The organism is Parafannyhessea sp. (assembly GCF_051876455.1).
GTDB lineage: Bacteria > Actinomycetota > Coriobacteriia > Coriobacteriales > Atopobiaceae > Parafannyhessea.
Genome location: NZ_JBJEHW010000037.1, coordinates 1 through 14,945, shown reverse-complemented (window position 1 = coordinate 14,945; position 14,945 = coordinate 1). Strand labels below are relative to the sequence as shown.

Here is a 14,945-nt window from a genome sequence, read left to right as displayed (position 1 = left end):
CGTGCACCAGGGAGTCCCTCCGCATGCCGGCCGCCTAGAGCATCCGGTCGAGCTCGTCCACCAGGGTGGAGAAGGTCGCGAGCGCCGCGTCGACGGCGGAGCCGTCCGCCATGTCCACGCCCGCGCCGCGGAGCAGCTCGATGGGCGTGCGCGAGCAGCCACCCGCAAGGAAGCCCAGGTAGTCCCGGACGGCGGGCTCGCCCTCGCGCAGCATGCGATCGGATAGCGCGGCCGCGGCTGCAAAGCTCGTGGCGTACACGTACACGTAGTAGTCGTAGTAGAAGTGCGGGATGCGCGCCCACTCGTGCGCGATCTCGTCGTCCGAGGCGATGGCGTCGCCGTAGTACAGGTCGTTCAGCGCGCGGTAGCGCTCGCACAGCGCGTCCGCGCTCACGCCCTCGCCCGCGTCGCAGGCGGCGTTGGCGTCGCGCTCGAACTCCGCGAACATGGTCTGTCGGTACAGCGTGGTCCTGAACATCTCGCAGAAGCGGTTCACAAGGTAGGCGCGCTCCGCGTCGTCCGTGGCATGGTCGAGCAGGTAGCGGATGAGCAGGCACTCGTTGGTGGTGGAGGCGACCTCCGCCACGAACATGGGGTACTCGGCGTAGCGCGGCGGCTGCGCCTCGTTGGAGAGCCACGTCTGCATGGAGTGGCCCATCTCGTGCACGAGCGTGAACACGTCCTCGAGCGTCCCCTGGAAGTTGAGCAGGATCAGCGGGCGCATGCCGTGCCCGTCGGCGGAGTACGCGCCGCTCATCTTGCCGGGCGTCTCGTACACGTCGATCCAGCGCTCGCCGAGCGCGCGACGAACCACGCTGAGGTACTTCTCGCCCAGCGGGGCGAGCGCGCGCAGCATGAGGTCGCACGCCTCCTCAAAGGTGAAGCGGCGCTCCGGCGCCTTCACGATGGGCACGTACACGTCCCAGTAGCGCATCCGGTCCAGCCCCAGCACGCGCCCGCGCAGGGCCATGTAGCGGTGCAGCGGCGCCAGGTTGCGGTGGACGGAGTCGATCAGGTTGCCATAGACCTCGACCGGCACCTCCGTGGGCGTGAGCGACGCCTCGAGCGAGCTCGCATAGTTACGCGCGTGCGAGAAGAACGCGAGGTGCCTCATCTGCGAGGCCAGCAGGGCCGCGCAGGTGTTGCGGACCGAGCGGTAGGCGCCGTAGACGCTGTGGTAGGCGGACTCGCGCAGCACGCGGTCGGAAGAGGTTTCGAGCGGGACAAAGCTGCCGTGCGTGACGGCATGCGCCTCTCCCCCGGCGTCGGTCGCGTCGGCAAACGTGAGGTCGGCGTCGTTCAGCATCGTGAACGCGTTGCCCGGCTGCTGCATGAGCACGCCGGCCTGGGCGAGAAGGGCCTCCTGCTCGGGCGGGAGCGTGTGCGGCGTGAGCGCGCGGACGCGGTCCAGGGCCAGGCGGTAGAGGCTCAGCCCGGGCACGTCGCGGTACCAGCCCTCGAGCGTGGCCCCGTCGATCGCCTGGACGCCCGGCTCGAACCACGCGCCCGCGGCGGACACCTCGGACATGAGGCTCGCCACGCGCGCGCTCAGGTCCTGGTAGCGGCTCTTGCGCGTGTCCTCGTCCGCGCGGCGGCCTGCGTAGCTCCACAGGCGCTGCAGCTCGAGCGTGGCGTCGTCGTCAAAGCGCAGGTACGCGAGGAGCCCCTCGCCCGATCCGAGGGCGCGGTCCTCCCAGCTGGCGTACTCGTCCACAAGGGAGCCCGCCTTGTCGAGCGCCGCCACGAAGGCCTCGTCGCTCCCGAAGAGGTCGCTCAGGTCCCAGCGGTAGCGCTCGGGCACCTCCTCCCTGCTCTGGTAGGAAGGCGTCGTCGTACCCGAGTCCTGCTCCGTCATGAGTTCCCTTTCCCGCCGCGCTAGTCATCCAGGCGCGACTTGATGTCCTTTACCTCGTCCTCGATCTGCTTGATGAGGTCGAGCTTCTCGTCGAGGCGCTCCTGCATCTCCTCGACGTGGTCCGTGGCGTACGCGTTGGCGATGCGCTCACGCAGGTGGTCGGTCTGCTCCTTCAGGTTGGAGATGCGCCTCTCGCGACGCTCGATCGCATCCTCCGTGCGCTGGCGCCACTCCTCGTGACGCTCCTCGCCGTAGGCGCGCTTCTTCTCCCAGAAGCCCTCCTTGGCCTTGTTGAAGTCCTCCCACAGGCGGTCGTTGAGCTCCCTGCCGGCGTAGCCGAGCTTCTTCCACCTGCGGTCGAGGTCCTTGGCGCGCTCCGTCGCCTCGCGCGAGAAGTCGCCTGCCTCGGAGAGTTCGCGGGCCTCGTCCACGAGCGCCTGCTTGGCCTCCGCGGCCTCCTTCTGGTCCGCCTCGACCTTGTTGTAGTGGGCGTGCTGCGCGTCGAAGAACGGCTGGCGCGCCTCCGTGAACTCCTTCCACAGGCGGTCGTTGTCCGCGCGCTCCGCGACGCCGGCGGCCTTCCACTCGTCCATGAGCTCCTTCATGCGGGCGGACGCCGCGCGCCACTCGACGCCCTTCCAGTCGGCGCTCGTCTTTGCGGCCTCGCGGGCCCTCTCCACGAGGGCCTCCTTCTTGGCCTTGGCCTCGGCTCGCGCCGCGTCGAGCTGCTTGAAGTGCTCCTCGCGGGCGTCGTAGAAGCTCCTCCTGGCCTTGTTGAACCTCTGCCAGAGCTCCTCGTCCACCTCGTGGCCCGCGGTGCCGGCGGCCTTCCACTCGTCCATGAGCTCGCGGAAGCGGTCGCCCGTGGCCTTCCAGTGGTCGGACTTGCTCAGGCGCTCCGCCTCCGCGGCGAGCGCCTCCTTCTTCTTGCCGGCGTCCTCGCGGGCGGCGTCGCGCGCCGCATAGAACGCCTCGCGTGCCGCGTCGAAGCGCCTCTGCAGCTCGTCCTCGCGCGGGTCGTGCCAGCGTCGCAGCGAGCGCCACTCGTCCGCCAGCCTGCGGAGGTCCGACGGCCCGCGCCGCCAGTCCTTCTCGCCCGCGACCGACTCGGCCTCGGTGCAGAGCGCCTCGCGCTTGGCGAGCTCCTGCTCGAGCGCGGTCTGCCCATCGGCCTGGGGCCGTGCCTCGCCCTTGGCGTCCGTCGTCGCCGTCGCGGGCTGGTCCGCGCCCTGGGACGGGTCCTCGGTTGGATTGTTGTCGAGCGTCATGTGTGTCTCCTCGCAGCAGACAGAACTGGTTTTCAGGACATGCGGGGACGGGACAAACGCCAACGTCAGCCGCCATGTCTACATTCATGAAAGAATATCACATGAATGCCACAATCGGACCGCGACTGGCACCAACGGGCAGCTTTGTGGCGCGTCGGCCGCGCCCGCCGCCCGCGCGCCCACTCGCGCGACGCATTGCCCTATCATCGTGGGGACGGGACGCGACGGAGGGAGGCTCGATGGGCGACACGACGGCGGACGCGCCAAGCGCGTGCGGTGCCAGCGCCGGCCGCTGCCCCCACTGCGTCGACGGCACGTCGTGCATGGACGGCATCAGGATCTTCTCGGGCCTTCCCGATGACGCCAAGCGGAGCCTCATGGCGGGCGCCATCCGCTCGACGCATCCCGCGGGCAGCATCATCGCGCACGAGGGCGATCCCATCGAGTCGATCCTGATCGTGCGCCACGGGCGCATCAAGACCTTCCACACCGACGCCGACGGCGAGGAGTACCTGCTCGACATCCTGCACGACGGCCAGGCCATATGGCATGGCATGTTCATGCAGAAGGACGACGTCTACCACTACTCCGTGGGCTGCCTCAGCCGCGTTGACCTGTGCCGCATCCGCCGCAGCGACTTCCTCGCGCTCATCGAGAGCAACCCCCAGGTCGCGCTCGGGCTCATGCAGACGCTCGGCTCCGAGCTGGTCCAGGCGGAGGAGAAGATCAAGCTCCTGGGGATCCGCGACCCCCGGCGGAGGCTGGCGCGCTTCCTCCTGTACCGCGACGAGCGCTGCCTCGGGGCGGAGATCAACCTCAAGCTGAACGACATCGCGAACTCGGTGGGCCTGCGTCCCGAGACCGTGAGCCGAAGCATCGGCGCCTTCGAGCGCGAGGGCGTGCTGCAGCGCGTGGGCCGCGGGCGCCTGAGGGTGCTCGACCGCGCGGCCCTGCGCGACATCGCGGACTAGCCCTGCGTTTACGCCGTTCGCCGGCTGATTTCGACCGCTCGCACTGTTGGCGCGCGGTCTTTTTTTCGTAACTTGATTGCAATCAAGGAAAGCCTTCCGTAAAGAATTTAAGTTCTCCTCGAGCGATGCGAACGGGGCCACGCCGGTCCGCCCGCAGCGCGGCACGGTGTCCCGAAGTCCCTAGGGAGGCAGCCCCTTGCTTGGAAGAGTCCACTCGCTCGAGTCGTTTGGGTCGGCAGACGGGCCTGGCGTCCGCTTCCTGGTCTTCCTCCAGGGATGCGCCATGCGCTGCCGCTACTGCCACAACGTGGACACGTGGTCCATGTCGGGCGGCACGATGATGTCCGCCGACGAGATCCTGGACAGGGCCGAGCGCTACCGCAGCTACTGGGGCGAGGACGGCGGCATCACGGTCAGCGGTGGCGAGGCGCTCCTGCAGATCGACTTCGTGGAGGAGCTCTTCTCAAAGGCCAAGGCGCGCGGCATCAACACGTGCCTCGACACGGCGCTGCAGCCCTTCTCGCCCAAGGCGGAGTACGTGGAGAAGTTCGACAGGCTCATGCGGTCGTGCGACCTCGTGCTCGCGGACCTCAAGCACATCGACCCCCAGGGACACCGCGAGCTCACGGGCCACGACAACGCGAACATCCTCGCCGCGCTCGAGCACCTCGACGCGATCGGCGAGCCGGTATGGGTCCGCCACGTGCTCGTGCCCGGCATCACGGACGACGACGCGCTGCTCGAGCGCACGGCGCAGTTCCTCTCGCGCCTGCATAACGTGGAGCGCATCGAGGTGCTCCCCTACCACACGCTCGGCGCCTACAAGTGGGGTGAGCTCGGAATGAAGTACACGCTCGAGGGCGTGGAGCCGCCGAGCGCGGAGCGCGTGCGCAACGCCGAGCGCATCCTCAGGCGCGAGGGCTGAGCGGCCGAGCCGGCTCCCTGAACTGGCACTTCCTGCAGACGATGCAGATTGACATAGGCAGTAACACGCGATGGCGGCGCGGCCGCCGGAAAGCGAGGAGAGATGCGGGACGTTAAGGAGTGGGAGGGCTTCCAGGGAGGCCACTGGACGTCGGACGTGAACGTGCGCGACTTCATCCAGCAGAACTACACGCCGTACGACGGCGACGAGTCGTTCCTGGCCGGCCCGACCGAGGCGACGGACAAGCTATGGGGCAAGGTCCAGGAGCTGCAGGCGCAGGAGCGCGCCAACGGCGGCGTCCTCGACTGCGAGACGGAGGTCGTGAGCAGCCTCACCGCGTACGGCCCCGGCTACATCGACCCCGAGCTCAAGGACCTGGAGAAGGTCGTCGGCCTGCAGACCGACAAGCCCCTCAAGCGCGCGTTCATGCCCTACGGCGGCATCAAGATGGCGCAGCAGGCGGCCGAGAGCTACGGCTACAAGATCAACCCCAAGTACGACAAGATCTTCAACGAGTACCACAAGACGCACAACCAGGCCGTGTTCGACGCGTACACCCCCGAGATGCGCGCGGCGCGCCACAGCCACGTGATCACCGGCCTGCCCGACACCTACGGCCGCGGCCGCATCGTGGGCGACTACCGCCGCGTGGCGCTCTACGGCGTCGACTACCTCATCCAGAAGAAGCAGGAGGACCTGCTCAACTGCGGTGACGGCACCATGCTCGACGACGTCATCCGCCTGCGCGAGGAGATCGCGGAGCAGATCCGCGCCCTCAAGGGCATGAAGCAGATGGCCGCCACGTACGGCTACGACATCAGTAGGCCCGCCACCGACGCGCACGAGGCGTTCCAGTGGCTCTACTTCGGCTACCTCGCGGCCATCAAGACCCAGAACGGCGCCGCCATGTCCGTGGGCCGCATCTCCACGTTCCTCGACATCTACGTCGAGCGCGACCTCAAGGCCGGCAAGATCACCGAGTCCGAGGCGCAGGAGCTCGTGGACCACATGGTCCTCAAGTTCCGCATGGTCAAGTTCGCGCGCATCCCAAGCTACAACGAGCTCTTCTCCGGCGACCCCGTCTGGGCGACGCTCGAGGTCGCGGGCCTCGGCCAGGACGGCCGCTCCATGGTGACCAAGAACGACTTCCGCTTCCTGCACACGCTCGAGGACATGGGTCCGGCGCCCGAGCCCAACCTGACGGTGCTCTACTCCAAGCGCCTGCCCAAGGCCTTCCGCCTGTACGCCGCCAAGATCTCCGTGGACACCTCGTCCATCCAGTACGAGAACGACGACGTCATGCGTCCCGTCTGGGGTGACGACTACAGCATCTGCTGCTGCGTCAGCGCGACCCAGACCGGCAAGGAGATGCAGTTCTTTGGCGCCCGCGCCAACCTCGCCAAGTGCCTGAACTACGCCATCAACGGCGGCAAGGACACCAAGTTCGACGACAAGCAGGGCAACCACATGCAGGTCGGCCCCGAGCTCGCCCCGATCACGAGCGAGTACCTCGACTACGACGAGGTCATGCACAAGTTCGACATCATGATGGACTGGCTGGCCGGCCTCTATGTCAACATCCTCAACCTCATCCAGTACATGCACGACAAGTACTACTACGAGTCCGCCGAGATGGCCCTCATCGACACGGACGTCCGCCGCACCTTCGCAACGGGCATCGCCGGCTTCAGCCACGTGGTTGACTCGCTGTCCGCCATCAAGTACGCAAAGGTCAAGACCGTGCGCGACGAGAGCGGCTGCGTCGTGGACTACAAGGTCGAGGGCGACTTCCCCCGCTACGGCAACGACGACGACCGCGCGGACGACATCGCCGTGTGGCTGCTGAAGACCTTCATGACCAAGATCCGCAAGCACCACACCTACCGCAACTCCGAGCCCACGACCTCGATCCTCACCATCACGTCCAACGTCGTGTACGGCAAGGCCACGGGTGCGCTGCCCGACGGCCGCCCGGCCTACACGCCCTTCTCGCCCGGCGCCAACCCCTCCTACGGGGCGGAGAAGAACGGCCTCCTGGCCAGCCTCAACTCCGTGGCCAAGCTCCCCTACGAGTACGCGCTCGACGGCATCAGCAACACGCAGACCATCAACCCCGGCGCGCTCGGAAACGACGAGGACCAGCGCAAGGCCAACCTGGTCAACGTGCTCGACGGGTACTTCTCGCGCGGGGCGCACCACCTCAACGTGAACGTCTTTGGCGTGGACAAGCTCAAGGACGCCATGGAGCACCCCGAGAAGCCCGAGTACGCCAACTTCACGATCCGCGTCTCCGGCTACGCGGTCAAGTTCATCGACCTCACGCGCGAGCAGCAGCTCGACGTGATCGCGCGCACCTGCCACGACCACATGTAACGCAGCCGGCACAGGCAGGCGCAAGGCAGGCACGACCAATGGGCCCCTTCCGCGTTCGCTCGCGGGAGGGGCCCTGCGCGTCAGGCGCATGGAACGGGGAGAAGGACGGCCCCTCCGCTCGCCGGCGGCGGCCTCAGCGGTTCACGAGCGCCACCGTGGAGCCCTCCGGCCCCAGGCGCAGGTGCATGCGGTTGGTGTCGGCCCGGCGCACGAGCACCGCCACCTCGAAGGGGATCATCTGCGCGTCGAACGTGGTCCTGACCACGCGCATGGCGGGCGCCCCGCGGCGCTGGCCCAGCACCTTGGCCTCGGCCGCGTCGAGCACGATGGCATCCACGTAGGCGTCCTCGTAGGTGGGCAGAAGCCCCGAGTCCTCCGCGATGCTGGAGTAGAGCGAGCGCGCGAGCCGCTCCCGCGTGAGGCCGGGGCAGAGGCGCACCGGCACGCAGGCCTTGTTCGTCTCCATGGGCACGCCGTCCGCAAGACGCAGCCGGCGCACCTCCCACACCGGCTCGCCCTCGGCAAGGTGCAGGCGCTCGCGGAGCGTGCCCGTCGCGGGCACCTGCCTGAACGAGAGGATCCTGGACGACGGCACCTTCCCGAGCGCCTCCACGCGCGCGGAGAAGTTCAGGGCGACGTCGCTCGTGGCGCCCAGCTGGTAGCGCGCGACGAACGTGCCCTTGCCACGACGCCTGACCACGCGGCCCTCGTCCACCAGGTCCTGGAAGCAGCGCCTGACCGTGGAGCGCGAGAGTCCCAGCTCCTGGCAGATCCTGGCCTCCGGCGGCAGCGGCGTGGACTCGTCGAGCGAGTGCGACGCGATGAGCCCCAGGATCCTGAGCTTGAGCTGCTGGTACAGGGGCACGCCGGACGCCTGGTCCAGCGGCTCCGAGCATATCGTCCTGAGTGGGTCCACGTCCTTCTCCCCCGGTCATGCCCTTTGGCCACAGGCTGGCCGCCCGTGGCCATCCTGCGTCCCAATGTACCATACCTACCATACATTTAAGGCAAATTGGCAGGCTGCCGGGCGACGGCGGCGCACCATGCGATGCTTTGTCCAGACGGAAGCCGACGGAGGGAGCACCCCATGGCCATCAAGATCGCCTTCAGCGACGTGGACCTCACCATCACGGACGACGAGCACCACGCCATCCCCAGCGACGCGCCCATCCTGCAGTGCGTGACGCAGCACATCCCGCTCTGCCTCGTGTCCGGCCGCCTGCCCGGCGGCATCCTCGCCCTGCAGCGCGACCTGGGCATCACGGGCCCGATCGCGGCGTTCTCGGGCGCGTACGTGCTGGACGAGAAGGGCAACGAGCTCTACAGCAAGACCATCCCGCTCGACCTCGCGCTCGAGGTCAAGGCGTACCTGGAGCGCGACCTGCCCGACGTGGTGGCGGGCACGTACGGGTTCGACAAGTGGATCGTGGACGACGCGAGCAACCCCGCCGTCACGCAGGAGGAGTACTTCGTGGAGGTCAGCGCGACCCAGAGCCGCGACCTGGCGGGCACCTTCGGCTCGCGCGGCATCCACAAGTTCCTGCTCATGGGCAAGCCGGACGCGATCCTTTCCGCCGAGGCCACCATGTGCGCGCGCTACCCGCAGCTCACCGTCGTTCGCAGCAGCCCCATCCTGTGCGAGGTCATGGCCAAGGGCGTGAGCAAGAGCCACGCGGTCAGGCTGCTGTGCCGGCACTTCGGCGTGGACCCCAAGGACGCCGTGGCGTTTGGCGACGGCCCCAACGACCTCGACATGCTGGGCGCCGTGGGTCAGTCGTACGTGATGCCGCACGCGGAGGAGGCGGTCAAGCGCGCCGCGACCCACGTGTGCCAGTGGTCCAACGTCGATTCGGGCGTGGCACGAACGCTCGCCCAGCTCGTCGCGGAGGACGAGAGGCTGGGCGAGCGCTAGGAGGGTTTCGCCGCGCGCCATGGGAGGGGACGCGCGGCGGGAGGACCTGTTGTTGCGAATCAGAGCTTGGCGGAGAGCACCTCGTCCATCGTGGGGATGGAGGGCACGGCGCCCGCGCGCGTGACGGCGATGGCCGAGGCGCGCGCCGCGAGGTCGAGCGCCTCCGCTACGGGCTTGCCCACGCTCATGGCCCACACGAAGTAGCCGGTGAACGTGTCGCCGGCGGCCGTGGTGTCCACGGCGTCCACGTGGTAGATGCCCTGCTCGTGGCGCTCGGAGCCCTTCTGGTAGCGCGACCCCGCCGCCCCGAGCGTGAGCACGACCGCGCTGTCCGGGTACTTCTCGCCCAGGCGGGCCAGGATCTCGTCGGGGTCGGTCGAGCCGCCGGAGACCTGCGCGCCCTCGACCTCGTTCAGCAGGAAGAGCGACACCTTGGACATGTCCATGGCGTCGAGCGCGTCGTTGTAGGGCGACGGGTTCAGGATCACCTCGAGCCCGCGGCGCGCGGCCTCGTCCACTATGTGCGGCAGGCACGAGATCTCGTTCTGCAGCACCACGTAGTCGCCGGGCGAGAAGTGCGAGAGCACGTCGTCGGCATAGGCCTCGTCTATCTGGCGGTTCGCGCCGCCGTACAGCAGGATGCAGTTCTGCCCGCCGCGGTCGACCTGGATCACCGTGTGGCCGGTCGAGACGTCCGTCCTGGCCACCAGGTCCGTGTTCACGCCGGCATCGCGGCAGACGTCCAGCAGCAGGTCGCCCTCGGGGCCGACCATGCCCGCCTGCCACACATCCGCGCCGGCGCGGGCGCAGGCCACGGCCTGGTTCAGGCCCTTGCCGCCCGGAAAGACGTCGCGCCTGCCGGCGGCCAGCGTCTCACCGGGACGCACCATGTGGTCCACCTGGTACACGTAGTCGATGTTGAGCGAGCCAAAGTCCAGGATCCTCATGAGCGATCACCCGTCCCCTCGTCGGACAGCGCCTTCGATACGGCGTGCTTCCACCCATCATACTTCGCGCGCGCCCAGGACTCGCCGCGCTCGGGCTCGTACACCTTGCGCGACACGCCCTCCACGAGGCTCGGCACGTCGTAGAGGCCCATGCCGCTGCCCGCGGCGTAGGCGGCGCCCATGCCGGAGAGCTCCTCCGTGGGGGACACGGCCACGGGCACGCGGGCCACGTCGCTCTGGAACTGCATGAGGTAGCCGTTGTGCGTGGGGCCGCCGTCCACGCGGAGCTCGCCCAGGCGCACGCCCGAGTCGGCCTCCATGGCGCGCAGCACGTCCGTAATCTGGTAGCCAATGCCGTCGAGCGCCGCGCGCACCAGCTCCGCGCGCCTCGTCGTGCGCGTCATGCCGTAGACCACGCCCACGGCGTCCGAGTCCCAGTACGGCGCGCCCAGCCCCGTGAACGCCGGCACCACGTAGGTGCGGTCCGCCTCGTTCGCGGACCTCGCCAGGGCGTCGGTCTCGCCGGGGCTGTCAATAAGCCGCAGGTCGTCCTTCAGCCACGAAATGACCGCGCCGGAGTAGTTGACGTTGCCCTCGAGCACGTACTCCACGGTGCCGCCCAGCTTCCACGCCAGGGACGACACGAGCCCGTGCCCCGAGGTCACGCGCTTCTCCCCCACGTTCATCATGACGGAGGAGCCGGTTCCGTACGTCGCCTTGACCATGCCGGGGCGCAGGCACCCCTGCCCCAGCAACGCGCCGTGCGAGTCGCCCAGCACGCCGTGGATGGGGATGGGACGCGGCAGGTAGCCCTCGAAGTCCGTCATGCCAAAGCACGAGTCGGAGTCGCTCACCTCGGGAAGCGCCGCCGCGGGGATGCCAAAGGCGCCGCACAGCTCCTCGTCCCAGCGCAGGGAGTCGATGTCGAAGAGCTGCGTGCGCGACGCGTTTGAGTAGTCCGTCTTGTACGACTCGCCGTGCGTCAGCCGGTACACCAGAAACGCGTCCACCGTGCCCAGCCGCATGGTGCCGGCCAAGAGCCCATCGGCCACGCCGTCCACGTTCTCGCGGATCCACGCGAGCTTCGCCGCCGGGAAGTACGGCGACAGGTTGATGCCGCTCCGCTCGCGCACCAGGTCCGCGACGCCCGCCGCGCGCACGCGGTCGCACACGTCGGTCGCGCGCGCGTCCTGCCACACGATGGCGTTGTGGACGGGCCTGCCGTCCGCGTCCCACACGAGCGAGGTCTCGCGCTGGTTCGAGATGCCCACGCACGCGATGTCGGCCCGGTCGATGCCGGCCTTCCCCACCACGTCCGCCACGCTCGCGAGCACGTTCGCGTAGATCTCGTCCGGGTCGTGCTCGACCCAGCCGCGGTCGTTCACGATCTGGCGGTGGGCACGGTCCGCCCGGGCGAGAAGGACGCCCCCCTCGTCGAAGAGCAGGGCCTTGGTCCCCTGCGTGCTCTGGTCGATGCCAAGTACATACGAAGCCATGCCTGCCCCCTAGAACGCACAGGCCGCGGTCAGCAGCACGTTCGGGTAGGGCGAGAACTCGCCCGTCCTGATCACGAACTTGCAGTCGGCCTCCATCCTCTTCAGGTCCACGTGCGGCACGTAGTCGTGCTCGACGCCCGCCAGACGCTCCTGGATGTAGGCGTGCAGCTCGGGGTTGGCCTCCTTGATCTCCTCCGCGAGCGTGTAGTGCTCGAAGACGCACTCGTCCGCGACGGCGTCCATGACCTGCCTGAAGGTCGGGACGCCACCGACCACGGCAAGGTCCACGACCTCGACGCCCTTCGGGATGGGCATGCCCGCGTCCGCGATCATGTAGGTGTCCTTGTGCCCGAGGCCAGCGAGCAGGCCCGCCAGCTGGGCGTTGATGATGCCGCTCTTCTTCATGGTTACCCCCTCTTCCCAACGGGGGTGCCGCCCCGCCACCAAGGCGACGTGCGACACCCCCGTCCGCAAGTGCGTTTTCTGGTAGTTCTGGTCGAAGGACGCTAGGCCGTCGCCGCGGCTGCCTTGTCCTCTTCCTTCGACTCGTTCCTGGCCTGCAGTGCCATGCGCGCCTGGATGTTGCGCTGCACCTGGTCGATCACGACGGCGATGATGATCACGAGGCCGCGGATGACCTGCTGCCAGAACTCGGTGACGCCCATCATCGTCATGCCGTCGTTGATGACGCCGATGACGAAGGCGCCCTCGATCGTGCCGACGATGGTTCCGACGCCGCCTGCCATCGACGTGCCGCCCAGGACGGATGCCGCGATGGCGTTCATCTCCCACGAGGTGCCGGTTGCCGGGTGAGCTGCCATGAGCTGCGCGGTCGTGATGATGCCGACCATTGCGGAGCAGAAGCCGGAGATCGCGTAAACGATGATGAGGCTCTTGTCGACCTTGATGCCGGAGAGGCGCGCCGCGTTGGTGTTGCCGCCGATGGCGAGCACGTGCCAGCCAAATGCCGTCTTGTTGAGGACGATGCCCGCGATGACCGCGAAGATGATCAGGATGATGACGCCCATCGGGATGATGCCGACGCTGGACGAGAAGAACGAGAAGCCGGTGTTGCCGAGGCCCGCCTTGCCGGCGATGTCATTGAACGTCGCGCCGTTGGAGCGGATGTTTGCGAAGCCACGCCAGACGTACATGGTGCCGAGGGTCGCGATGAACGGCGTGACGCCGAGCTTCGTGATGATGAGGCCGTTGATGATGCCCAGAAGGATGCCGATCAGCAGCGTGACCAGGACGACGACGGGCACGGACATGTAGATGGTGACCCCGAACATGGGGAGCGTGAGCCCCTCCTGGAGGAAGCCGCCGGCGATCATGCCGCAGAAGCCGACCACAGCGCCGACGGAGAGGTCGATGCCGCCGGTGATGATGACGTAGGTCATGCCGATGGCCAGGATGCCGTAGAGCGCGACGTGCTTAGCCACCGAGAGGAGCGAGTCGACGTTGAAGAAGTTCGGCGCCGCACAGCTGAAGAAGACGAAGAGAATTGCGAGAACGATGAGAGTACGACCCTTGAGCAGCGTCATCAACAGCTGGTTGTTGCCGCCCGAGCCCTTCTTAGTATCCGCTGCCATGGTTACTTATCCTCCTGCTTGTTGTTTGCCGTGTGGTGGCCCTTGTACGAGGCCATCACCAGGCCATCCTTCGTGATCTGGTCGCCGACGAACTCGCCGGTCTTCTTGCCGTTCGACAGGACGATGATCCGGTCGGAAATCGCCATGATCTCCTCGAGCTCGGACGAGATGACGATGATGGAGAGTCCCTGCTGCGCGTACTTGTTGATGATCTCGAAGACTTCGGTCTTGGCGCCGACGTCGATGCCGCGGCTCGGCTCGTCCATGAGGAAGATCTTCGGCTCCGTGAGGAGACCCTTGGCGATGACGACCTTCTGCTGGTTGCCGCCGGAGAGCGAGAGGATCGGCAGGTGCTTGTCGGCGACCTTGATGTGCAGGTCCTCGATCTCCTCGTCCACCTTCTTGTCCTCGAGCGCCGAGTCCAAGAGGAGGCCCTTCTTGTAGCGCTTGAGCGCCGCGAGCGAGGCGTTCTTCTCGATGTCGAGCGTCTGCACGAGGCCACTGCCCTGACGGTCCTCGGGAATGAGGGAGACGCCCATGTCGATCATCTGGGAGACGTTCTTGATCTGGATGGGCTTGCCGTCAATGTCGACCTCGCCCGTGTGCTCGGGATGGAGTCCCATGATGCACTCGAAGACCTCGGAGCGACCGGCTCCCAGGAGTCCGTAGATGCCGAGCACCTCGCCCTTCTTGAGGTCGAAGCTCACGTGGTCGACGAGGTAGCCGCCACCGGGCTTGGGGAGGCACAGGTCCTTGACCTCGAGCACCTTGGGCTGCTTCGACCAGTCGACGGTGCGGTCGCGCTTGGGGTAGTTCTTCTCGCCGCCCGTCATCTTCTGGACGATCCACGAGATGCTGATGTCCTTGACGTCGGCGTCGTCCACGTAGCGGCCGTCGCGCAGAATCGTGACGTGGTCGCCGATCTCCATGATCTCCTCGAGGCGGTGCGAGATGTAGACGATGGAGAGCCCGCCGGCCGTGAGCTCGCGCATGATCTTGAAGAGGACCTGCACCTCCTGCTGCGAGAGCGAGGACGTCGGCTCGTCCATGATCAGGACCTTGAGGTCGTCGTCCACGAGGTTGCGCGCGATCTCGACCATCTGCTGCTGGCCGACGCGGAGCGTTCCCACGATGGTGTTGGGGTCCATGGGGTGCTCGAGCCTCTCGAGGACGGCCTTGGCCTTCTCCATGTGCTTCTCGTTGTCGAGCTTGGCGCCCTTCTTGATCTCCTTGTTCATGAAGATGTTCTGGTAGACGTTCAGGTTGGGGAACAGGCTGAGCTCCTGGTGAATGATGCCGATACCGTGCTTGCGCGCCTCGGTCGTGTCCTTGAAGCTCACCTCCTGGTCACCGATGTACATCTTCCCGGACGTGGGCTGCTCGATGCCGGCGATCATCTTCATGAGCGTCGACTTGCCTGCGCCGTTCTCGCCGATGAGGACGTTGACCTTGCCCTTCAGGAGGTCGAACGAGACCTCGTCGAGCGCCTTGGTACCTGGGTAGACCTTCGAGATCTTCTCGGCATGCAGGAAGACGTTATCTGGGCAGCTGTATCCTGCCATGTGCATGCATCTCCTTCCTAATGTCGAGTCGGCTACTCGGCCTT

The 14,945-nt window shown here is 67.2% G+C and carries 12 protein-coding genes; 4 read left to right on the top strand and 8 right to left on the bottom strand.

What is annotated here, in order from left to right:
* Positions 1-34 precede the first annotated feature (34 nt).
* Together pepF and ACI38Z_RS01760 are read right to left on the bottom strand one after the other, a co-directional pair.
* A complete protein-coding gene (gene pepF / locus ACI38Z_RS01765) occupies positions 35-1,855 on the bottom strand; it encodes an oligoendopeptidase F (RefSeq protein ID WP_439788469.1) in 1,821 nt (606 codons plus the stop codon).
* A 20-nt stretch (positions 1,856-1,875) separates the two neighbouring features.
* Positions 1,876-3,123, bottom strand: coding sequence for a DUF349 domain-containing protein (locus tag ACI38Z_RS01760; protein ID WP_439788468.1), 1,248 nt, complete (start codon positions 3,121-3,123; stop codon positions 1,876-1,878).
* 239 nt (positions 3,124-3,362) lie between these two features.
* Here ACI38Z_RS01760 and ACI38Z_RS01755 point away from each other — a divergent pair, with 239 nt between their 5' ends.
* The 3 genes from ACI38Z_RS01755 to pflB all read left to right on the top strand — a co-directional run bounded on the left by ACI38Z_RS01755 (position 3,363) and on the right by pflB (position 7,392).
* Positions 3,363-4,094 carry a Crp/Fnr family transcriptional regulator gene (locus ACI38Z_RS01755; protein WP_439788467.1) on the top strand — a complete coding sequence of 244 codons (732 nt, stop codon included), beginning with the start codon at positions 3,363-3,365 and terminating at the stop codon, positions 4,092-4,094.
* Between the two features lie 196 nt (positions 4,095-4,290).
* The gene (gene pflA / locus ACI38Z_RS01750; protein ID WP_439788466.1) at positions 4,291-5,019 is read left to right on the top strand and encodes a pyruvate formate-lyase-activating protein; all 729 of its coding nucleotides are present in this window, start codon (positions 4,291-4,293) and stop codon (positions 5,017-5,019) included.
* Positions 5,020-5,121: 102 nt separating this feature from the next.
* A complete protein-coding gene (gene pflB / locus ACI38Z_RS01745; RefSeq protein WP_439788465.1) occupies positions 5,122-7,392 on the top strand; it encodes a formate C-acetyltransferase in 2,271 nt (756 codons plus the stop codon).
* Between the two features lie 133 nt (positions 7,393-7,525).
* Here pflB and ACI38Z_RS01740 read toward each other — a convergent pair whose 3' ends face one another.
* Positions 7,526-8,308 (bottom strand): GntR family transcriptional regulator, encoded by a 783-nt coding sequence (locus tag ACI38Z_RS01740; protein ID WP_439788464.1) that lies wholly within the window; start codon positions 8,306-8,308, stop codon positions 7,526-7,528.
* Positions 8,309-8,479: 171 nt separating this feature from the next.
* On the opposite strand from ACI38Z_RS01740, the gene ACI38Z_RS01735 reads away from it, so the two are divergent.
* A complete protein-coding gene (locus ACI38Z_RS01735; RefSeq protein ID WP_439788463.1) occupies positions 8,480-9,304 on the top strand; it encodes an HAD-IIB family hydrolase in 825 nt (274 codons plus the stop codon).
* Between the two features lie 59 nt (positions 9,305-9,363).
* Here ACI38Z_RS01735 and ACI38Z_RS01730 read toward each other — a convergent pair whose 3' ends face one another.
* From ACI38Z_RS01730 to ACI38Z_RS01710, 5 genes are all read right to left on the bottom strand, one after another.
* Entirely contained in the window at positions 9,364-10,251 is an 888-nt protein-coding gene (locus ACI38Z_RS01730; protein ID WP_439788462.1) for a ribokinase, read from the bottom strand.
* The gene (locus ACI38Z_RS01725) at positions 10,248-11,747 is read right to left on the bottom strand and encodes an FGGY-family carbohydrate kinase (protein ID WP_439788461.1); all 1,500 of its coding nucleotides are present in this window, start codon (positions 11,745-11,747) and stop codon (positions 10,248-10,250) included. Before ACI38Z_RS01725 ends, ACI38Z_RS01730 begins: the two co-directional genes overlap by 4 nt.
* A gap of 9 nt (positions 11,748-11,756) precedes the next feature.
* Positions 11,757-12,152, bottom strand: coding sequence for a D-ribose pyranase (gene rbsD / locus ACI38Z_RS01720; protein WP_439788460.1), 396 nt, complete (start codon positions 12,150-12,152; stop codon positions 11,757-11,759).
* Positions 12,153-12,253: 101 nt separating this feature from the next.
* Positions 12,254-13,339: an ABC transporter permease gene (locus tag ACI38Z_RS01715; RefSeq protein WP_439788459.1), complete on the bottom strand. Its 1,086-nt coding sequence runs from the start codon at positions 13,337-13,339 to the stop codon at positions 12,254-12,256.
* A 2-nt stretch (positions 13,340-13,341) separates the two neighbouring features.
* A complete protein-coding gene (locus tag ACI38Z_RS01710) occupies positions 13,342-14,901 on the bottom strand; it encodes a sugar ABC transporter ATP-binding protein (RefSeq protein ID WP_439788458.1) in 1,560 nt (519 codons plus the stop codon).
* Positions 14,902-14,945: the final 44 nt, after the last annotated feature.

What these genes read in the sequence shown, in the direction of transcription:
- pepF (WP_439788469.1), bottom strand. Translation starts at nt 1,855, where the DNA reads ATGACGGAGCAGGACTCGGGTACGACGACGCCTTCCTACCAGAGCAGG.
- ACI38Z_RS01760 (WP_439788468.1), bottom strand. Translation starts at nt 3,123, where the DNA reads ATGACGCTCGACAACAATCCAACCGAGGACCCGTCCCAGGGCGCGGAC.
- ACI38Z_RS01755 (WP_439788467.1), top strand. Translation starts at nt 3,363, where the DNA reads ATGGGCGACACGACGGCGGACGCGCCAAGCGCGTGCGGTGCCAGCGCC.
- pflB (WP_439788465.1), top strand. Translation starts at nt 5,122, where the DNA reads ATGCGGGACGTTAAGGAGTGGGAGGGCTTCCAGGGAGGCCACTGGACG.
- ACI38Z_RS01735 (WP_439788463.1), top strand. Translation starts at nt 8,480, where the DNA reads ATGGCCATCAAGATCGCCTTCAGCGACGTGGACCTCACCATCACGGAC.
- ACI38Z_RS01730 (WP_439788462.1), bottom strand. Translation starts at nt 10,251, where the DNA reads ATGAGGATCCTGGACTTTGGCTCGCTCAACATCGACTACGTGTACCAG.
- ACI38Z_RS01725 (WP_439788461.1), bottom strand. Translation starts at nt 11,747, where the DNA reads ATGGCTTCGTATGTACTTGGCATCGACCAGAGCACGCAGGGGACCAAG.
- rbsD (WP_439788460.1), bottom strand. Translation starts at nt 12,152, where the DNA reads ATGAAGAAGAGCGGCATCATCAACGCCCAGCTGGCGGGCCTGCTCGCT.
- ACI38Z_RS01715 (WP_439788459.1), bottom strand. Translation starts at nt 13,339, where the DNA reads ATGGCAGCGGATACTAAGAAGGGCTCGGGCGGCAACAACCAGCTGTTG.
- ACI38Z_RS01710 (WP_439788458.1), bottom strand. Translation starts at nt 14,901, where the DNA reads ATGGCAGGATACAGCTGCCCAGATAACGTCTTCCTGCATGCCGAGAAG.